This is a genomic window from Clostridium coskatii, assembly GCF_001675205.1.
In the GTDB taxonomy this organism is placed as follows: Bacteria; Bacillota; Clostridia; order Clostridiales; family Clostridiaceae; genus Clostridium_B; species Clostridium_B ljungdahlii.
In genome coordinates this window covers 54,868-75,870 of the sequence record NZ_LROR01000089.1, presented here as the reverse complement: position 1 = coordinate 75,870, position 21,003 = coordinate 54,868, and the positions used below count along the sequence as shown (strand labels likewise).

The following is a 21,003-nucleotide window of genomic DNA, read 5'->3' as shown; positions in this document are numbered from 1 at the left end:
ATATCAAGACGAACTAACATTCGATTTTTTGTCAAAAAATTCGAACGTCTATTTTGTGCGCCCTTTTTTAAGAAAAACATATCGAAATCTTTAAAAAAACTATCTTGACATATTACCAGATTGCTTTTATATTAAATATTACTTAAGCTATCTGTATCTCCATTATTTAACAATTTATTGCAATTCAAAAGCAATTTTACATTATCTTGAACCTTTCCTATGCCTTTTATAAATTTATTTCTAACTTTGCTAATTTCTGGAGGTTCTACAATTTCACAATCAGGTATATCTATTACCTCGGAGACACCATCTACAATAAGTCCTACATAAATGTCCTCAATCTGAATTACAATAATGCATGTTCTATCATTATATTCTATTGCCTCCTTTTTAAATCTTAACCTAATATCCATTACTGGTATTATTTTGCCTCTTAAATTTATAATTCCCTTTATATATTCTGGTAGTTCAGGTATTTCACTTATTGGTTGAATTCCTATTATTTCAATAACGTATTTAATTTCTATACCATAAAACTCTTTTTCAAGAGTAAAAGTAAGATATTTATTCTTTTGAGTATCTTCTTCTTCAACTAAGCTATCATCTACTACAATTTCTGACATATTTATATTCTCCTTTCACTGCGCACTTTTATTTACCAAGCATATTTACAAGTTCACCTATATCAAGTATTAAACTAATACTCCCATCTCCAAGGAGGGTACACCCTGAAAGTCCATCTATATTTTTTACTTTTTTTATATAGTTAGGCAAACACTTTACTACAACCTGCTGTTGTCCAGCTAATTCATCTGCAAATATGCACAATCCCATATTGTCTTTTTCTACCATGACAATTATTCTATCTTCTAAATTTTTAACATTAGTTTTTACGTTGTATAATTTGTGTATACGGATAAGAGGATAACATTTACCCCTCACCATTATCATTTCGCCGCTGTCCATATTAGAAATCACATTGTTTTTTTCCACACTAAAAAGCTCTTTTATAGACGTAATAGGAATAGTATAATAGGAATTTCCTACCCTTATATTCATACCATCTATAATTGCAAGGGTTCGAGGTATTTTCATCGTTATGGTAGACCCACTATTTTCCAAACTATCTATTGAAACTGATCCACATACATTTTGAATATTTTTAACTACTACATCCATACCAACCCCTCTGCCACTAAATTCTGTAACATTTTCATTAGTGGAAAACCCTGGAATAAAAATTAAATTATAGATTTCCTGGTCGCTCATTTCTTCTGGATTTTTCTTAAGTATCCCATTTGAAATAGCTTTTTCTAATATGCTCTTCCTATCTAATCCTCTGCCATCGTCTTTTACAATTACAACAACATCATTTCCTTCATTTTTTGCTTCTAAGGTAACAGTTCCATTTTCACTTTTTCCAAGACACTTTCTATCTTCTATTGATTCTATTCCGTGATCAATGGAATTTCGCACCAAATGCATAAGGGGATCTGATATGTGTTCAATTATATTTTTATCTACCTCAGTATCCTCTCCAATTAATTTTAAATGAACTTGCTTATTTAACTTTTTACTCATATCATGTACTATACGATTCATTTTGTGAAATACTATAGATATAGGTACCATCCTTACAGACATTATCACATCCTGAAGCTCACTTGTAATTTTATGAAGCTGCCTTGAGGATTTTTCAAAATTATTTAATTTCATTCCCTTTAAATCAGGATTTTGAGTAACCATAGCTTCGGCAATAACCATTTCCTCTACTAAATACATTAGCTTATCTAGCTTGTCCACTTTTACATTTATAAAATCTTGTATAATTGATTTATCTTTCGTATTTTCATCACATACGTTTATGCCTTGATTGGATTTAGTAGACTGCTGAAGCTGTTCAGCATCTTCTAGCTGTTCAAGTTTAAAGGTTTTTAAGAAAACTGCCTGGTTTAAAATTTCACAAAGTTCATCATAAGATTTATAGGATTTTATAAATATTTTAAAACCGCTTTCATGTATTGTTTTACAAGTATCATCATTTTCCATTATATCTTTAGGTATATAGTTAATCTCTTCTGAAAACTCTCTCAAAGTTTCCACTACAGTATAAGCCCTCAAGTTTTCCATTTCACAGTCGTCTTCAAAAAATATAAGTGCCTCATATCTATTAGTCAATTTGATTTCTTCATTTCTATTTTCTGTACTAATGTTCTCCTTAGGTTTTTGATTTTGTAACTCCATAAGAAAATTTTTATTGTACTCTATTATAGAATCACAGTTGCCATCCACTTTATTCCCATTTTTTATTTTTTCAAGTTCCACTTTTATAAAATCCACACATTTTAAAATCAAGTCTGATAAACTTTCGTAATCTACATCTTTAGGTTTCTCTTCTCTGAGAAAATAAAACAAATCTTCTATAGAATGAGCCAACTTTGAAATATACTCATAGGACATCATAGCAGAAGACCCTTTAATTGTATGCATAATGCGAAATATCTCATTGATAGTTTCTTCCGAATAGCAATTTACACTTTCATTTTCCAATATCAATGTTTCAAGTTGATCAATAAGCTGGGATGTTTCAAATATATAGGATTCAAGTATAACATCATCTGAGCTTTTATCTGACACAATTTACCACCCCTAGTTTCAATATTTAAACTGATAATACTTTATTAAGTGCTTTAACTAATTGATCTTCCTTAAATGGTTTAACAATAAATGATTTAGCACCACTAACTATTGCCCTTTTAACCATAGTTTCCTGTCCCATTGCAGTTATCATAACAACCTTAGCTTTATTATCATATTCTCTGATTTTTTTAAGCGCCTCAATTCCATCCATATCAGGCATTGTAATGTCCATTGTTACAATATCAGGATTATATTGCTTATATTTAAAAATTGCCGAGCCTCCGTTTTCAGCTTCTCCAACAACCTCAAATCCATTTCTAGCAAGCATAGTTTTTAGAGATATTCTCATAAAAGATGCATCATCAACAATAAGTATTTTAGGCATAAATTGTCCTCCTTATAATCAAATTTTAAAATCAATTTAATTATTAACTATATTTTTCTATATTATCTCCATTTGTTTATAAATTCTACATCTATGTCTATTTTCCTTTATTTTTTGTTTTTTTATTATAAAAAATATAAATATATTAAAATTTGCATTATTGTCATGTAATTCACCTTATATAGCAATGCATAAAGTTACATTCTTAAATAGAAATGCATAAAAAAATTAGCAAGTTATGTAATAAACATTACTTGCTAATTTAGTAAATAATCTGGCTATTTAATTGAAAGTTCCTTAAGCCATAATAATTACTGAAGAAGCCTTAACAAGTGCTGTAACTTCAGAACCAACTTTAATTCCTAAATTTTTAATGGATTCCATTGTAATAATTGAGCATATAGTTGTTCCATTTCCTAAGTCTACTATAACCTCACCATTTACAGCTCCTTCTTTAATTTCAGAAACTTTTCCTTTTAACTGATTTCTTGCACTGATTTTCATATTAAATTACCTTCTTTTTAATATATTTTATAGTGTTTTTACCTCAATAAAATAAAAACCACAAGATAGTTGTAGTTTACCCCTATCTTGCAGTTTTTATTCAATCAAAAATAAATTGTCTTTGTCTATATATATATTCCAGGGCTGGCTAATTTTTTTCAGTGCAACCCAATTTTCCTTTGGAATTTCCCACAATAAACTTTTAGTCTTAGTATATGTTTTCTCCTCTACACTGTCCAAATAAATTGAAACTGTAAAAGGACTTTCATTTATATGGTTTACACAGCATTTAAATATATTTTCATTTTTATTATCATCTGCTAATTCAACATAATGTGCTCTAATTCCCATGTAGGATACCTTACCTTCAATTTTATCCTTAACTTTAAGAGTACATCCCCAATCTACAGCTTCTATAGTATGTTCATCTACCACTTCAACCTTAGATATATTTTTGCACCCTGTAAGCTGTGCTGCTGAAACAGTAGGAGGATTTTTGAATATATAATCTCTATCTCCAAAAGCTTCTACTTTACCTCTATTAATTACCGCTATATTTTTGCAAATACGATATATCTCATCTCTATTATGAGACACAAATACCGTATGTCCATTATAATTGGACAATATATGTATAAGTTGTTCTTCCATTTTACTTCTCAGATGAGTATCTAATGCAGAGAAAGGTTCATCTAATAGAAGTATTTCAGGCTCTATTGCAAGGGCCCTGGCAATAGCAACCCTCTGCTGCTGCCCTCCTGAAAGCTGACTTGGAAATCTCCTCTCCAATCCTTTAAGATTCATCATATTTATCTTTTCAGAAATTATCTTATTTTTCTTATCTTTATCCATATCTTGCAATCCAAACCCTATGTTTTGTTCTACATTCATGTTTGGAAATAGGGCATAATTTTGAAATAAGAAACCCACTTTTCGTTTTCTACTTGGAATATTTATTTTTTTATCAGAATCATATAGTACTTTTTCATTTAATACTATTTTTCCCCTATCAGGCGTATCTAACCCAGCAATAAACTTAAGTGTCATACTTTTACCAGATCCCGAAGCTCCTAAAAGTCCTATTATATTTTTTTCATTATTAAACTTTACTTTTAAACTAAACCCTGGTAACTTCTTTTCAATATCTACATACAGTCCCATTTTTAATTTCTCCTAACACCGTATATATTTTTCTGTTGATAGTCATTCCAATAATTCATAAGTAAAATGACTATAGTTGAGATTGCAACTATTAACAGCACCCACATAAAAGCTTTATCCATCTCTCCATTTTCAGCTGCAAAATAAATAGCTATAGGAATAGTTTCAGTTTTGTTAGGTATATTACCTGCTATCATTAAAGTAGCTCCAAATTCTCCAAGAGCCCTTGCAAAAGAAAGAACTGTAGCTGCCCCTATTCCTGGCCAGGCAAGAGGCAGTACAACTTTCCAAAAAACTTTCCATTCAGAAACACCTAATGTTCTTGCTGCACTTACAATATTCCTATCTATCTGCTCAAAAGCTGCCTTTGTAGTTTTATACATAAGAGGAAAAGCTATAACAGCTGCCGCTATTACCGTAGCAGGCCAAGAAAAAATTATATTGATTCCAATTTTAGAAAGTAATTTACCTATAGGACTATTTATTCCAAATATAAGGAGTAGAAAGAATCCTGCCACCGTAGGTGGCAGAACAAGTGGGAGGGTAAGTATAGTATCCAAAATATTTCTTAACTTTCCATTATAATTTACCATTAAATAAGCTACTGCAATTCCTATAAAAAAAGTTATAAATGTAGCCGTAAATGTAGTTTTTAACGAAATCCATACAGGCGAAGCATCAAAATTCATAAACTTATCCTCTCCATTACAATAAATTATTTTCCAAGTTTAAATCCATACTTTTGAAATACGGCTTTAGCTTTATCACTTGATAAAAATTTAAGAAAATCTTTAGCTTGAGTAGGATTTTTACTAGCTTTAACTACAGCTGTTGGATATACTACAGCCTTGTGAGAGTTTTCAGGTGCCGTAGCTACAATATTTACTTTCTTTGATACTAATGCATCAGTTTTATAAACTATACCAGCATCTACATTTCCTGTCTCAACCCAGGTCAAAACTTCTTTTACATCCTTACCATAAATAGCTTTTGGTTGAACCTTATCCATTATCTTTAAATTTGTAAGTATTTCCTGGGAATATTGTCCTACTGGTACACTTTTAACTTCTCCAAGAGCTACTTTTTTAACCTTATCACTTGCTAAATCGTTAAAACTCTTAACATTAGAAGATGAATTTTTAGGTACTATAAGAACTACATCATTTTTTAAAAGATTAGTTATAGTATCGTTTACTAGCAAATTTTTACCTTTTAATGCATCCATCTGTTTTGTTGCTGCAGACATAAATATATCTGCTGGTGCTCCTTGTTCAATTTGCTGTTGAAGAGTCCCTGATGCTCCAAAATTATATGTAATAGTAACATTCGGATGATCTTTTGCATATAACTGTTTGATTTCATTCATAGAATCCTTTAAACTTGCAGCAGCAGATACAGTTAAAGTCACTGCTTTTTCTTGTTTTGTAGAGGAATCTGACTTTTTTTCACTTGAACTCTGACTACCGCCGCAACCTGCTGCCATGGTTGTGACAATTAAAACCAGAATGAGTACTAAACTTTTTTTTAGTTTTTTCATTAAAACACCCCCAGCGTTTAAAACTTATATTATTTTTCAGTGAATCATAACATAACATTATATAGAGTTATACAAAGGAACATTTTATTCCATAATATAGTGTTTTATTATGATATATCTATTATATCATCTACTTAAGCAATTATTCAACCCGTTTGTAAACATTGTCATAAAAACATTATAATAATACTTAACATAAAAGCATTCAATTATAAATTGAATGCTCACTATTATAATTATATAATCAACTTTTCAGAGGACAATTGACAGAGGACAAAGGACAATGAAGGTGAGTTTTCCTCCTTACGTCAGAAAACTAATTTATTTTTAAGCTTGTTTTGCTAAAGCAAAACATCACTTAAGTAGGTATCTAAAATCTATGATTTTCAGATAATTACTTACTAAAAAAGTACCCATGAAAAGTAAAAGAAACTTATGTTCTTTTAAATTGAAGATTTTTCGTAGCATAGCGGAGAAAAATCATCCTTCACTGTCCTCTGGCAATTGTCCTCTGTCCTCTCAAAAACTTTGCTTCGCAAAGTTTTTATATTTATTCTACTTCCCATATACCTTCAGTTAAAAATTTGTTTGCCTTATCCTGCGCCTTTTTTACAATAGCATCACTATATCCTAAAATGCCTAAAAGTTTTATTGCATTTTGAGTGGTAGCCCTTCCTTCATGGATTCTATAATCAAACTTTATTTCATTGTTTTCAATACTCTCTTGAAAATGGTAATTTTGAAAATATCTTTCAAGTATATGAGTAAGCTCCACATCATGGGTAGCTGCAATACATATACAATTATTTAAAGTTAAATATTTTAGCACTTGAGAAGAAGCTGAAATTCTCTCTACAGTATTGGTTCCTCGTAAAATTTCATCTACAAAACATATAGTAGGTATATCCTCATTTAAATTATCTATAATTCTCTTTAAAGATTTAGTTTCTACTATATAATAACTTTCATTGCTAAATATGTCGTCTTTCAAAGCCATAGATGTATATATTTTGAAATAACAGCATTTAAATTCTGAAGCAAGACAGGTATATATTGTCTCCGCTAAAATAATATTTATAGCTACTGTTTTTAAAAAAGTTGATTTACCTGATGCATTGGACCCTGTAATTAAAATGGAATCTGAAATCTCTATGGAGTTCGGCACAGATTTTTCCATAAGAGGATGTCTTATATCTTTAAACACATTCACATTTTCCTGCTTTCTTCTGCATTTAGTAAGCTCTGGAGTAACATAATTTTTTATTCTTCTCCTGTAAGCTGCAATAGACATACAACTGTCTATCACTCCAATTACTTCAAATATTACTTTAAACTCACTGTTTCTTTCCATAAGGGCATTTGACATTTTTTCATAATTAATTAAATCCGTGAGTAAAAACATACTAGTATACTCAGCTATTATCCCTACATCTGTACCATTATTTTTTGAAGCAAAAGAAAGTCTTTTTATAGATCTTAGCTCTTTAAGAGCCTCCTTTAATTTTTTATTGTAATCTTTAAACTTCTTTACATCTTCTTTCAAAATATCTCCAGCATATTTTACTATTTTAAGTATGTACATAAAGGATTCAAATTTATGCTTTATCTTATTTTTTTCTTTGTAATATACAAATATATTGTAGGAAAAGGACAATATAATAGTAGCGAGTCCTATATATGGATTTAGAAATATTAATCCTACACCTGCAAAGGGGATCAAAGACAAAATTCTGTAGTAGAACAGTAATGATTTTCTCTTATTACCCTTATTGTAAAAGTAATCAGTTATAAAACAAGCCCTATTTTTGCCTAGTTTGGCAAGTATATATTGTATACTTTTTCTCTCTTTATCATTATTCTGAAAAAATTTTATCAATTCATCTCTATGTTTAAGTTTCTCCTCATCATATATAGGTTCTCTTAATATATTGTATAAATACTGTTCTCCAGGACTACTTTCTGTATTGTTTATTTTTTTAAAAATACTGTCCATATCAAGATCTTTCCAGGTAATTTCATCAATAAAAACTGTTCCTTTTTCCACTTCTTTTCTATTATTAAAGTATTCCGCTGTACTCTTTAGGTCATCTTCCGTATATTTTTCTTCAAACTCTGCACCCCAATCATTTTCTATTCTTCTCCTAATTTCATTATTTGACTTAATGTTTGAAAATACTGAGATTAATATGCTCACTAATATAATAGCAGCTATGTATCCGAGTACAACCCACATATTTATTCCTCCTTCTATTTTTTACTTTTGCTTAAGTTCTAAGTGTAGCTCTAATTCTATCATTGTTTAACAATAAATCTATAGCATCTAAAATATTTGTAACTGCTATATCAGATTCTAGCAAAGATTTAGTAAAGCATCCTTCTCTCCCAATAACACAAATAGATATAATACTATTTTTAAACATTTCTAGATCATTTCTTCCATTGCCAACAGATGCGGTAACATCACATCCTAGCTTTTCAACCATATACTTTTTATCTTTAGATGAATCTTCTTTATTAAATACTTTAGCCTTAACTGGAAGACCCTGGCACTGATTTTTTACAGTTCCGTAAGTATCTGCTGTAATCACATAAATATTAACGCCTTTGCCTGCCAACTCCTTTAATTTATCCCCCACAGAATCAATTAAAATCCCGTCTTGTCCAAGAGTACCATTAAAATCAAAAATAACATTTTTTATGGTAATACTCCTGCTGCCGGGTATATCAAATACTATCATTTTTAATTATCCCCTTTATAGCATTTTGCAAATTACTTAATTTTACTGTAAACTATTCAAACATAACTTGTCAATGTTAACTTTACCATCATATTCCTAAAGATAAACAGAATTCTTAGTTTCAGATGGAGTTTTTTCTCCATCTGAAACTTAGAAATCGTTATCCAGGGGCGTAGCAGCCGTTATCCCCCCACTTTATAAGAAAAGCAGATGCCCCAAAATCTTTGATTTGGCGACAGTCGCTTTCGCTGTGTGCGATGGGGGTATTACGGCTGGTAGCCATCGGATAAAAATCTTAAGTTTCTAGTATTTATTGACAAATTCCTTTTCAGCTAGTAATATTATATATGCAAATGCAATTTGTTTGCATTTGCATATATAATATTTTAGGAGGAAGTTTATGCTTAAAAGAAATATACCAATTAAGTTTACAATACTAGCCCTTATTTTTACCTGCATTATTTTCATTTTAGGAGGTTGTGCTGCGGGAACAGCCTCAAATAATACTAAAGAATCCAAAGTAAAAGTAGTTGTATCCTTTAATGCAATGAGAGAATTTACTTCAGCTATTGGAAAGAATAAAATTGATATTATTACAATGATACCTACTGGCACAGAGCCTCACGATTTTGAACCAACTGCAAAAGATTTCAAAAACTTGAGCGATGCCAATGTATTTATATATAATGGATTGGGTATGGAATCCTGGAAAGACAAGGTTTTAAAATCTATAAATAATAAAAATTTAATTTCAATAGATACTTCAAAAGGTTCAGTTCCAATTAAAAATACTGATAATGATGAAACAAAAGAGCACGGGCAATACGACCCCCATATGTGGCTAAGTCTAAAAAATGCCAAGAATCAATCTAAAAACATAAAAGATGCCTTAATTAAAGCAGATCCATCAAACAAAAACTTTTACGAAAAAAATTACAACGATTTTTCAAAACAACTTGATGATTTATACAACGAATATAACCAAAAATTTCATACAGTTTCAAATAAAAGTTTTGTAACAGGACATGCTGCTTTTGCATATCTCTGCAGAGATTTTGGTTTAAAACAAAATAGTGTAGAAGATGTATTTGCAGAAGGAGAACCCTCCCCTAAAAAATTAGAGGGACTTGTAAACTATTGTAAACAAAATAAAATAAAAACTATCTTTGTAGAAGACATGGTAAGCCCTAAAGTATCAAATACCCTTGCAAAAGAAGTTGGAGCAAAAGTAGAAAAAATATATACAATAGAGGGAAATGAAGATAATAAAAATTACATACAAAGTATGAAATATAATTTACAAATGATTTATAACAGCTTAAAATAAATTCTTCAACAATTTGTTTGACATGACATTTTCAATATAATATAATTTAATAAATTGCATAAAATAATCATGTAACTGGCGGAAATGGAGTTTACCATAGGGAGCATGATTAAAAAAGATATCGACCGCCTGGGTAAATTATATAATTTGCCCAGGTTTTTTTATGCTTAAATTTAAAATGGAGGTATTTTATACATGGAAATGAATGAATTTGTACTTAAATATGGGTGCAACCCACATCAAAAACCTGCAAGAGTTTATATGAAAAAAGGTACTCTTCCCTTTAAGATCTTAAACGGAAGACCTGGATATATCAATCTTATGGACGCTTTTAATTCCTGGCAACTTGTAAAGGAACTTAGAAATGCCACAGGACTTTGTAGTGCTGCTTCTTTTAAGCATGTAAGTCCTGCAGGTGCTGCAGTTGCAGTGCCTCTAAATGATGTATTAAAAAAAGCATATGCAGTTTCAGATATGGAACTCTCCCCTGCAGCCATTGCTTATTCAAGAGCAAGAGGAGCAGACAGGATGTCTTCCTACGGAGATTTTGCAGCTATAAGTGATGAAGTTGACTTATCTGCTGCTAAAATACTCAAAGCATCGGTTTCAGATGGAATAATTGCCCCATCCTACAGCAAGGAAGCACTAGAGCTTCTAAAGACAAAGAAAAAAGGAAACTACTGTATAATTCAAATTGATCCAAATTATGAACCAGAAGAAATGGAAAAAAGAGAGATATTTGGAGTAACTTTTGAACAAAAAAGGGATGATGCAGTTATAACAAATGATCTTTTAAAAAACATAGTAACAGATAATAATAATATGCCAGAAAGTGCTAAAAGAGATCTTCTAATTTCAATGATCACCTTAAAATACACACAATCTAACTCAGTTTGTTTTGCAGTAGACGGTCAGGTAATTGGAGTTGGAGCAGGCCAGCAGTCAAGAGTTCACTGTACAAGACTTGCTGCATCAAAGGCAGATATATGGTTCTTAAGGCAACATCCAACGGTACTATCACTTCCTTTTAAAGAAGGACTTAAAAGACCTGAAATGGATAATGTAATAGACCAGTATCTCCGCGATGACGTAACTGATGAAGAAACTATGGGATGGAAAGATGTATTTACTCAAATTCCGAAAAGGCTTACTTTAAATGAAAAAAATGATTGGCTTTCAAAACTTCAGGGTGTATCTTTAGGATCTGACGCATTTTTTCCATTTAGAGATAATATAGATAGAGCTTCTAAAAGCGGCGTGAAATACATTGTTCAGCCAGGTGGTTCTATAAGAGATGACATTGTAATAAAAGCTTGTAACGATTATAATATGGTAATGGCATTTTCAAATTTAAGATTATTTCATCATTAATTTAGATTATCTGAGTGGTTAGATTTAAAGTTTAAGTGATGATTAAAAAAACTGCTGTTGCACACCATTGCAACAGCAGCATTAAAGGGATTAGATATGTTTAAGTTAACACCAATATATAAAAAGGGACTTCTTTTGGAAGTCCCTAATTAACACATTACATAGCCATATCAATTTTATAACAACATAGCCTAAAAATTACTAATGCATTAATCTTTCCCTCCGAAAGATTATTTCAAAAGTATAGGCAGGTCTCCTGACTATAGGATCATCCTCTTTAATTCCTTCCCGGAATACTCCAGTGGAAATTTAAAATCGTCACCCAATACAGTAGCGGGGGCTGTAATGGAATTTCACCATTTTCCCTTTTAATTACCTATGTAAACCACATACTTTACTATTTGATTATGTTTATATTATATACTTACGCCATTCATTTGTCAAGTAAAATGCATTAAATATTTTAATTATAAAAAAATTCTGTAATAATGATTCGTTTATACTCTACTCTTTCTCTAAAGATTTTTTATTTGACTTTGATTTGCCAAATATTTTCTCCCAATGATGTCCAACTATCAATCCTGCACAAAAATTTGCCACAGAAAAAGCTCCTACTTCTGCATCACCAGGCAATTCAATAAATGGATGATGATCTGCTTTAATTTTGTTTGAAGCCATGGTGTTTACCTTGTCATCAGTGCCACCAGCCTCCATGTTATGACTGCTCATATACTTACCTGCTCCAAATATAAGAACCAACAAAATTAACAATACCGCTAGAATAGATTTAGTAAATCCATCTATAAATTTAATGCTTGTACCTTTCTTATTTTCTATATCTACTGCATTCGTAGTTGATTTCATCGCTATCTTGCCTCCTTATATTTCCGTCCAAGTACATCTGGCATTAAATCAGGACGCCTGCTTACCATAACCTGCAGAATTACAGCTGTAAATACTGCTTCGCCTATAGCTAGAGGTATTTGAGTAGGTCCAAACCCTGCAAAAAATATCATCCACTGCTTGACTATAGGGATATGTCCATGCAAACTTATTGCAAGTTCCAAAGCTGCTACCAAATATGTAACTATATCTCCAATAAAACCTGCCACTCCAGCTGCAAGCCATATAGGGCTTTTAAAATGCCTTAAAACCTTCCAGCAAAAATATCCTGAAATTCCTCCTGCAATACCCATGGAAAAATCATTGGCACCTATAGTTGTAATACCACCATGTCCCAAAAATATGGCTTGAAAAAACAATCCAATAGCTGAGATTACAGCAGTAGCTAGTGGTCCTACTACAATAGCTGCCAGTGGTGTGCCACAAGGATGAGAACAGGAACCGGTTACAGGTACAGGAAAGTGCATACAAGAAATAACAAATACCGCCACTCCCATCATAGCAAGAAAAGGTTTATAATATAAATTCTCCTTAACTCTTCTTTTAATCTCTTTAATACCCGGTACAATAAACATGGCACTTACTACATACCATGTACCCCAGGCCTGTGGTGATAAAATTCCATCTTCAATATGCATTTTTATAAGACCTCCAATTTTAATAAGTTACTTCTTCTTATGCATCGTAAACGATTTTAACCCTCCTAGACTAAACCAGGAGGGTTAAAATGTATAATAATACAATAATATACTAAAATTAAGTCACCTCCCTATCACTCGTAGAGCTTAATGGTTCCTAAACAATATAGGCAGGTCTTCTGACTTAAGATCATCATCCTTATAGCCTTCCCAGTTTCCCAGTGACATATAAATAAGGACTCCTTTTCTCACAGCGGCGGGACCGTGCAGACTTTTCATCTGGCTTCCCTTTTCAGCATAATAATGCACCTATATCTTTTTTATATTCTTTTATAATAATTACTGTAAAATTGCACCATGTAATTATTTACGTTAATTTTCTCACAATTTCTCTTTTATGTCAAGTATGATATTTAATGTGCCAATTATAGTAAACAAGCTGCATCTTGAGTCTCGATATATTGTTCCAGCTCTCCAATAGACTTTCCAACAAGCTCGTAGACAAGATATTCCGGTTTCATAAAATCCAGTAACTTTTTTACACAAGTATCTGAAAAAGGCTTATGATTGTCTATATTAAAAACATGCATATACATTTCTTCACTCATTGGAGGTAACGTAAATTCTTTTCCCCTCGTACTATTTATTTTTTTCATTACGTATTCACCTGATAATGAACAATTAAGATGTATACCTTTTATTATTTTTTTTAATTTTCCTAAATTTTTTACAATATTTATTATATATTCTATTCCCTGTTTTTCACTTTTAAGATGTAAATTTGTATTCATTAAATGTGACGTATCCAATACAAATCCTTTATTTGAATAATTAACTTTATTTAATAACCTATATGCATTCTCATAACTTAACATGGTAAATCCAGGCCACCACTCATTTTCAAATAGTAATTTTATATTTGTATCCATACCTTTAAAAACTTCATTTATTAGATCACTAGCAGCATCTATAATTTCTTCATCAGTATATGTAAAATCATAATTGAAAACATGCCTTTCTTGTACATGAGCCACATGAAGAACAGCATATTCTGCACCAATCTTATCGGCCATTTTAATCTCTTTTTGGTAGTGCTCTATCATAATTTTTCTGTTAGTACCACCATAATATTTTTCAATAACGTCTAAACTTCTGAATTGTTTTAAAAGTTCCTGTGTATTATTATTCCAAAAATCTAGCCATGTAGGATAATACTTTAAATGGACGCCTTTAATAAGGTTACATGGAATAATATTTTCATCTAACCCTAAAGGATGCAAAAGTTCAATGCCATTCATTTTATGTTTTTTTAAAAAGTTTATTATATTATTTTTATTACAATCAAATCTTTCAACATCATAATTATATGTAGACAAATTCATTAACTTCAACAATTTTCCACACCTCCTATCTTGTTACTTTTATTTCACCTATCTTGGCAGTAATATAAAAGTTTTCAGGATCTGCTAAAAGTGCTGCAGTTTTTCCTGAAGATAAAACTGTCCTCGCATTTACTTCTTTTTTTACAACAATACCGCCAATAGGTGATTTTATTAAAGACTGGTCTATGCTAGAATCTTGGGGATTACCCATATCATGACGTGACAATATTTCATCTTTACTACCTAAATCTCCTTCGTTTACATTAAATTGTAGTACTTTTCCTTGAATTTGTGAACCTACTTTTGAATTTATGACGCTATCTTTGGTGAAAGTTCATTACTCACAATTCTTTCAAGATTCTCTTTGCGAAGTATGTTGAACAGCTTTGAAATTTCAAGGTTTTTAGAACAAATCTGATGACTTACTTGATTGTCCATAAATCTCTGCAAATAAAAAGAGACCTTCTCCCTTCGAAGATCTCTATATAACATAATTTCCCATAATAGTTAATAACCAGAAAGCATTTCTGTTCTCTCATGTTAATATAACCGTTTACTTTTTCAATAAACATAGCATTATCTTCCCCTCCGAAAGCATCACCGACATATCAGGCAGGTTTCCTGGCTCAGATTCATCTTACTCCCCTGTCTTCCCAGATATAAAAATCCAGTGACCTAACTAGGGTTTCATCCTCCATACAGTAACGGTGGGCTGCAGTGTTTTTTACACTTTCCCTTTTAACTATCAATTTGACAGCACCTAATAGTAAAAGTATTAAATTTTTATTACCTTTATGTTAAATTTGAAGCAAAAATTTTTAAAAATTCAACATTATTTTCTCAATAAATCCATTATTAAACATTTTAATCTTCTTGAATTTCAAGTACTCCCATAGGACAAGCTTTAACACATATACCACATGCCATACACTTACTTGGATTAGGCTTGTCTTCTACTTTTACAATAATACCTTTTGGACAGGCTTCTACACATGTACCGCAGCCAGTACAAGCTTTTTTATCTATCATATATATTCCCTTAGCATTTTGTTTAATGGCCTCTTCAGGACATTTTTTAGCACACACTCCGCATTGATTGCACACTTTTAAATCTACACATCCATCTTTTCCTTCATCAATCTTAATACAAGAATTGCCATAGGTTTTGTAAAATGCCTCAGAACAAGCCATTTCACAACTTAAACAAGACATACATAAAGACTTATCTTTAACAACTAATTTTTTCATAATACATTCCCCTTTAAACATTATTTATATATACTTTGTACATATACCTTAATTATACAAATATACAAGGTATATATCAATACCGCAAATTTTATGCCTATTATTTTGGTTTATATAAACAGAATGTGTGGGTATTAGAACAGATAGTCATCGAATAAAATAAATGTACAACAAAATTGTTAAAATAAGGTAAAAGGTACTTAAGTGCAGGAGGGACTGCTCTTAAGTACTTTTTATTTTAGAGTTTAGGGTTTAAATAATTAAATTTATTTCAAAACTATACTATTTTATAAAGCAATTTGCATGCCAATTCTTCAGCTTGCAATATTCCTGCTTAAAATTATAAATTTTATCATTTTGAATATTCTTCTCGTACCATATTGATAAATTACTTTAATTTAGTTTTATTTTGATACTGATAGATTTATCTATTTAAATATTTTTATCCGATCGCTACCATTGCTAACACCCCCATCTTCTACTAAAGTGGGGGAAGTGCCTAACTTCTTTGCCCAATTACCTTTTAGATAATAGAAAGCCATACAAAGTGCTGTTGTTGCCCAGGTTATGGGATATGTAATTGCTACTCCCCGGACATCATGATAGAAATGCATTATAGTAAAAAGCAATATAATTCTAAGTATGCATATATTAGATAATATAATCGCCATTGGTGGAGTCGCTTTTCCTGCACCTCTTATTGTATCACCCAATACTTCCAAAACAACATAAACCCAATAGAAGGGAAATGAAGTACTTATTATTCGAATTCCATAATCAATTACCACACTATCATGATTAAATATTTCAAAAGCTTGGTGTCCAAATATCAACAATAGTGTACTTGATACTATGGTTACACCTATTCCCATTAGTATACATACCTTGGCTCCCTTTTTTACCCTTTCAATATTTCCTGCACCCACATTCTGCCCGGAAAACGTTGTAATTGCTTGTCCAAAAGCTACAATTGGAAGATAAACGGGTAATTCTACTTTAAAATATGCAGTAAATGCAACAATTGCATTTACCCCAAGGCTATTAATATAATATTGTGCAAAAACATTGGACAATGTTATTACAGTACTTTGAAGCCCGGACGGTATTCCAATTTTAAGAATAGGTAACAGTATTTCTTTATGTATTCGTATTTTTCTAAATTGTAATCTATATTCGCCCTCTAAATGTGTCAAATAATATAATATCAATACAGCAGTTACAGTCTGTGATAAAAGCGTTGCCCATGCAACCCCATTAACACCATTTTGAAAAATAGATATAAACAATGCATCCATTAATACATGAACAATCCCACCAAAAAGTTGTATATACATTGGTGTTTTGGAATTACCCATAGCTCGTATAATACCGGATCCCATATTATAGGTAATAATCGAAATGAGGCTTAAAAAATAAATTCTTATATAGGAAACAGCTGATTTCAGTATTTCCCCTGGAACATTCATCCACTTTAAAAAATATGGTGCACCTATATAGCCAATAATGAAAAGCACTATTCCTCCGAGAAAACTCAATCCTATTGCCGTATGTATTGCATATTTTAATTTTTCTTTTTTCCCTGATCCAACAATATTAGCAATAACAACACTTGCTCCTACTGACATACCTGTAAAAAATCCTACCAGGCAGATAACTATCAAGGAACTAGCTCCAACTGCTGCTGTAGCTTCTTTGCCAAGACAATTCCCAACAAAAATCAAATCAACTGTATTATATAATTGTTGAATCAAGTTGGATCCCAAAAGCGGCAATGTAAAAAATAGTATCTGTTTCCATATAATGCCTTCTATTAAATTAATACTCTTTTTCAAATTATTCATTGTAACTGTTTCCATTCATTATATAAATGACAGGCCACTAAATGACCCTTTTCTATTTCTTTTAATTCAGGTTTTTCCTTAAAGCATATATCTTTGCATTTTGTACATCTGGAATTAAAACTGCAGCCTGGCTGTATATCAGAAGGACTTGGCGGCTCACCTTTTATTATTTCTATTTCAGTATTTTCTCTTTCCTTAACAGAAAATACTGATGCCAAAAGTGCCTTTGTATATGGATGAACTGCAGCAGTAGTAAGTCTATCACTGTCAATTGTTTCAACAATACGTCCAAGATACATTACGATAATTCTATCACTGATATTTCTAACCACTGCTAAGTCATGACATATAAAAATGTATGATAGTCCCTTTTCTTTTTTCAAATTTATAAGAAGTTTAAGCACCTGTTCCTGCACTGAAACATCTAAAGCAGAAGTAGCTTCATCACATATTATAATCTCGGGTGACAAAGATAGAGCTCTTGCTATTGCAACTCTTTGCTTTTGTCCTCCACTTAACTGATGGGGATATCTGTTCATAAGTTCATCACTTATCCCCACCATTTGAAGAAGTTTCTTTGTCTTCAATTCCGCATCAGCTTTATTCATAAGTTTAAAATTTAAAAGTGGCTCACTTATAATTTGTCCAATCCTCATACGGGGATTGAAGGATTCAGAAGGATCTTGAAATATCATCTGGAGTTTTCTTCGATTTTGTCTAAGTTCTTCCCACTTCAACTTTGAAATATCTCTCTTATTATAAATAATCTCTCCTGAAGTCAAGGTTTCCAAATTGGTAATTACATTTGCTAAAGTGCTTTTACCACAGCCACTTTCTCCAACTATCCCCAAGCATTCTCCTGAATATAGTTCTAAACTTACATTATCAACTGCAGTTAACTTTTTTCCATCCTGCAAATCAAATTGCTTTACAACATTCTTTATTGTCAATATTGGTTCTTTCTCTTGAAGCAAGATTACATTCCTCCAATTCAGGTATTGCTGATAAAAGTTTTACAGTGTACTCACACTTTGGATTGTTTATCACCTCATCCTTATCTCCCCACTCAACTAATTCACCACTTTGCATTACTCCTATTTTATCGCACATATAAGATGCTACTCCCATATTATGTGTAACTATTATTATGCTTGTATTGAAATTGTCTCTAAGCTCCATCATCTGCCTGACCGCCTGTGCTTGTACCGTTACATCAAGAGCACTGGTCGGCTCATCTGCCAATAATATTTCTGGTTCCATAGTCATAGCTATGGCTATACCTACCCTTTGCTTCATACCTCCACTAAGTTCAAAAGGATAAGAATTCATTATACGTTTTGTATCAGGAAGTCTCATTTTTCCAAGCATATTAACTGCTTTGTCATATGCATCAGCTTTTGAAATATTAAAATGACTTCTTATGCTTTCAATAAATTGATTACCAACCTTTTTAATAGGAGTTAATGATCCTCCTGCATCCTGAAAAACAATAGCCATTTTATTACCACGTATTTCTTGCCATTCTTTCTTAGAATACTTAAGAATATCTTTATCCTTATAAATTATATTTCCTGAAGAAATAGCAGCTCCTTTAGGCAAGATACCTAGTACGGCACGCATAAGTGTTGATTTTCCACTGCCGCTTTCACCAACTATTCCTACTATCTCCTTACTTGCAATTGACATGCTTATATTTTTTACAACAGGTTCTTGCATACCGTATTTTATTGATAAATTATTTATCCTTAAAATCTCTTCGCTCATCATTTTATGCTCACCTTATTATCTAATAAATAATAATCAACAGGATACATTGTTACTCCACTAACAGTATTTTTACTAACTAAATTAAGCATTGGAGTAACAAGAAATAAATTAGAGTTATCTTCCAACAATTTCTGCTGTACTTTTGTAGCAATATTGCCTCTTTCTTTAGTATCTTTTTCAGTTTTAAGCTTATCAATAAGAGAGTCTACCTCTGCATTACTATATTTCCCATAGTTTGCATTCCCATTGGTTTTAAAATATAGTTCCAAGAAGAACTGTGGATCTCCTGAAGTTGCAGTATTTACACTGTACAAACCCAAATCAAAATTTCCGCTTTTTAGTGCTGGATCAATAACCTCATAAGATTGTAACTTAGTTCCTATACCAATTTCTTTAAGATTCGCCTGCATTGCTTGTGCAATTATCGGAAGCTCTGAACGAGTTGTATAAAAGGCTAAATTCAGTTCTACTTTCTTACCATCTTTCTCCAGTATGCCATCACCATCTGTATCTTTATATCCTGCATCGCTTAAAAGCTTAGCTGCTGCTGCTTTATCATGCTTATATCCTGTAAGGTTCTTATTCCCATAAGGCAAGGATTCTGGAAAAGGTTCAATTGCAGGCACAGCACTATTTTTAAGAAGTGTTTTAGCATAAGTATCTTTATCAACTGCTAAGGAAATAGCTTTACGTACTGCTGGATCTTTTAAGAACTCATTATTTAAATTTTCATAAGACATTATTATTCTTAAACTAGTTATTTTATCTATATTGTATTTAGATTTATCTTTAAATAATGACATATTATTACTTGGAATGTTTTGTGCTACATCGATTTCTCCTGATTGAAGCGCCATTGCACGAGTATTATCATCTTTAATATACTTAAAAGTTGCTTTATCTACCTTAGCTTTATCTCCCCAATAATCTTTATTTTTTTCTACTACTACATTTGAATTTGGAGTATATGATTTAACCTTAAAAGGGCCTGTGCATACTGGTGCTTTAGCAAAGGTATCTGCTGGAGCACTGGCATCTACTATTATTGCTGAAGAATCTGCCATATTTGATAAGAATGCTTCACTTGAAATTTTAGTTTTTATAGTTATATCTTGTCCATCTGCAGTCATAGAATCAATAAGTAATATTTCTTTTGTTCTTGGATTCATTTTCAATGTTCTTTCAAGAGATGCTTTTACAGCCTGAGCAGTAACTGGTTTGCCATTATCAAATTTAACTTCTTTTCTAATGTGAAATTTCCAGGTTAAGTCATCTACTCTTTTCCAGGAATCAGAAAGTAAGGGCTCTATTTGCATATTCTTATTAAGCTTTACTAAGGTTTCTCCTGCGCCAAACATAGAAACAAACCAACCGTTCCATTCAGAAGCTGGGTCCAAATTACTTGGAAACTGGTTTGTCCCAAATATAATGCTTTTTTGCTTGTCACTGCTGCCTTTGTCAGCAGAGTTTCCACCTGTACAGGCTGAAAAGCTTGTACATAATAACACTGATGTAAATATTAATGCTAATTTTCTTTTTAAATTAAATTTCATTTGTGTTC

The 21,003-nt window shown here is 31.5% G+C and carries 21 protein-coding genes and 4 riboswitches; of the genes, 2 read left to right on the top strand and 19 right to left on the bottom strand.

The genetic code is table 11. From position 1 onward, the window contains the following. Positions 1–131 precede the first annotated feature (131 nt). From CLCOS_RS19605 to CLCOS_RS19565, 9 genes are all read right to left on the bottom strand, one after another. Positions 132–623, bottom strand: coding sequence for a chemotaxis protein CheW (locus CLCOS_RS19605; RefSeq protein WP_063601916.1), 492 nt, complete (start codon positions 621–623; stop codon positions 132–134). A 28-nt stretch (positions 624–651) separates the two neighbouring features. Further along, positions 652–2,637: a chemotaxis protein CheA gene (locus tag CLCOS_RS19600; RefSeq protein ID WP_063601915.1), complete on the bottom strand. Its 1,986-nt coding sequence runs from the start codon at positions 2,635–2,637 to the stop codon at positions 652–654. 25 nt (positions 2,638–2,662) lie between these two features. Next, a complete protein-coding gene (locus CLCOS_RS19595) occupies positions 2,663–3,025 on the bottom strand; it encodes a response regulator (protein WP_063601914.1) in 363 nt (120 codons plus the stop codon). 297 nt (positions 3,026–3,322) lie between these two features. Then, positions 3,323–3,529 carry a TOBE domain-containing protein gene (locus tag CLCOS_RS19590; protein WP_013238864.1) on the bottom strand — a complete coding sequence of 69 codons (207 nt, stop codon included), beginning with the start codon at positions 3,527–3,529 and terminating at the stop codon, positions 3,323–3,325. A 96-nt stretch (positions 3,530–3,625) separates the two neighbouring features. Next, positions 3,626–4,690 carry a sulfate/molybdate ABC transporter ATP-binding protein gene (locus CLCOS_RS19585; protein WP_013238865.1) on the bottom strand — a complete coding sequence of 355 codons (1,065 nt, stop codon included), beginning with the start codon at positions 4,688–4,690 and terminating at the stop codon, positions 3,626–3,628. 2 nt (positions 4,691–4,692) lie between these two features. Beyond that, entirely contained in the window at positions 4,693–5,379 is a 687-nt protein-coding gene (gene modB, locus CLCOS_RS19580) for a molybdate ABC transporter permease subunit (protein WP_013238866.1), read from the bottom strand. A gap of 26 nt (positions 5,380–5,405) precedes the next feature. After that, entirely contained in the window at positions 5,406–6,227 is an 822-nt protein-coding gene (modA, locus tag CLCOS_RS19575; RefSeq protein ID WP_013238867.1) for a molybdate ABC transporter substrate-binding protein, read from the bottom strand. Positions 6,228–6,777: 550 nt separating this feature from the next. Continuing rightward, entirely contained in the window at positions 6,778–8,460 is a 1,683-nt protein-coding gene (locus CLCOS_RS19570) for a MutS-related protein (RefSeq protein ID WP_063601913.1), read from the bottom strand. Positions 8,461–8,491: 31 nt separating this feature from the next. Next, complete coding sequence (locus CLCOS_RS19565; RefSeq protein ID WP_013238869.1) at positions 8,492–8,965, bottom strand: HAD family hydrolase; 474 nt, start codon at positions 8,963–8,965, stop codon at positions 8,492–8,494. Positions 8,966–9,365: 400 nt separating this feature from the next. Between CLCOS_RS19565 and CLCOS_RS19560 the strand changes: the two genes are divergently transcribed. Together CLCOS_RS19560 and CLCOS_RS19555 are read left to right on the top strand one after the other, a co-directional pair. Further along, the gene (locus CLCOS_RS19560; RefSeq protein WP_063601912.1) at positions 9,366–10,292 is read left to right on the top strand and encodes a metal ABC transporter substrate-binding protein; all 927 of its coding nucleotides are present in this window, start codon (positions 9,366–9,368) and stop codon (positions 10,290–10,292) included. Positions 10,293–10,353: 61 nt separating this feature from the next. Further along, positions 10,354–10,434, top strand: a riboswitch (ZMP/ZTP riboswitch). A 59-nt stretch (positions 10,435–10,493) separates the two neighbouring features. Continuing rightward, positions 10,494–11,663, top strand: coding sequence for a phosphoribosylaminoimidazolecarboxamide formyltransferase (locus CLCOS_RS19555; protein WP_430392621.1), 1,170 nt, complete (start codon positions 10,494–10,496; stop codon positions 11,661–11,663). A 229-nt stretch (positions 11,664–11,892) separates the two neighbouring features. Then, positions 11,893–12,069: riboswitch (cobalamin riboswitch) on the bottom strand. A 98-nt stretch (positions 12,070–12,167) separates the two neighbouring features. Here the strand turns inward: CLCOS_RS19555 and CLCOS_RS19550 are convergent. The 10 genes from CLCOS_RS19550 to CLCOS_RS19510 all read right to left on the bottom strand — a co-directional run bounded on the left by CLCOS_RS19550 (position 12,168) and on the right by CLCOS_RS19510 (position 20,995). Further along, a complete protein-coding gene (locus tag CLCOS_RS19550; protein ID WP_063601910.1) occupies positions 12,168–12,527 on the bottom strand; it encodes a hypothetical protein in 360 nt (119 codons plus the stop codon). Positions 12,528–12,529: 2 nt separating this feature from the next. Further along, on the bottom strand, positions 12,530–13,204 hold the full coding sequence (locus CLCOS_RS19545) for an energy-coupling factor ABC transporter permease (RefSeq protein ID WP_063601909.1): 675 nt from the start codon (positions 13,202–13,204) through the stop codon (positions 12,530–12,532). 152 nt (positions 13,205–13,356) lie between these two features. Further along, positions 13,357–13,532, bottom strand: a riboswitch (cobalamin riboswitch). Positions 13,533–13,629: 97 nt separating this feature from the next. Then, positions 13,630–14,598 carry a TIM barrel protein gene (locus CLCOS_RS19540; RefSeq protein WP_063601908.1) on the bottom strand — a complete coding sequence of 323 codons (969 nt, stop codon included), beginning with the start codon at positions 14,596–14,598 and terminating at the stop codon, positions 13,630–13,632. Positions 14,599–14,611: 13 nt separating this feature from the next. Further along, a complete protein-coding gene (locus tag CLCOS_RS19535; RefSeq protein ID WP_192847927.1) occupies positions 14,612–14,797 on the bottom strand; it encodes a hypothetical protein in 186 nt (61 codons plus the stop codon). A 98-nt stretch (positions 14,798–14,895) separates the two neighbouring features. Beyond that, the gene (locus CLCOS_RS23030; protein ID WP_275507185.1) at positions 14,896–15,024 is read right to left on the bottom strand and encodes a hypothetical protein; all 129 of its coding nucleotides are present in this window, start codon (positions 15,022–15,024) and stop codon (positions 14,896–14,898) included. 156 nt (positions 15,025–15,180) lie between these two features. Next, a riboswitch (cobalamin riboswitch) is annotated at positions 15,181–15,365 on the bottom strand. Between the two features lie 85 nt (positions 15,366–15,450). Continuing rightward, on the bottom strand, positions 15,451–15,834 hold the full coding sequence (locus CLCOS_RS19530; RefSeq protein ID WP_013238901.1) for a 4Fe-4S binding protein: 384 nt from the start codon (positions 15,832–15,834) through the stop codon (positions 15,451–15,453). Positions 15,835–16,262: 428 nt separating this feature from the next. Continuing rightward, entirely contained in the window at positions 16,263–17,690 is a 1,428-nt protein-coding gene (locus tag CLCOS_RS19525) for an MATE family efflux transporter (protein ID WP_242866972.1), read from the bottom strand. Continuing rightward, on the bottom strand, positions 17,672–18,649 hold the full coding sequence (locus CLCOS_RS19520; protein ID WP_063601907.1) for an ABC transporter ATP-binding protein: 978 nt from the start codon (positions 18,647–18,649) through the stop codon (positions 17,672–17,674). The genes CLCOS_RS19525 and CLCOS_RS19520 overlap by 19 nt, the downstream gene beginning before the upstream one ends. Continuing rightward, entirely contained in the window at positions 18,594–19,442 is an 849-nt protein-coding gene (locus tag CLCOS_RS19515) for an ABC transporter ATP-binding protein (protein ID WP_063601906.1), read from the bottom strand. The genes CLCOS_RS19520 and CLCOS_RS19515 overlap by 56 nt, the downstream gene beginning before the upstream one ends. Further along, complete coding sequence (locus tag CLCOS_RS19510) at positions 19,439–20,995, bottom strand: ABC transporter substrate-binding protein (protein ID WP_063601905.1); 1,557 nt, start codon at positions 20,993–20,995, stop codon at positions 19,439–19,441. The genes CLCOS_RS19515 and CLCOS_RS19510 overlap by 4 nt, the downstream gene beginning before the upstream one ends. Between the last annotated feature and the right edge of the window lie 8 nt (positions 20,996–21,003).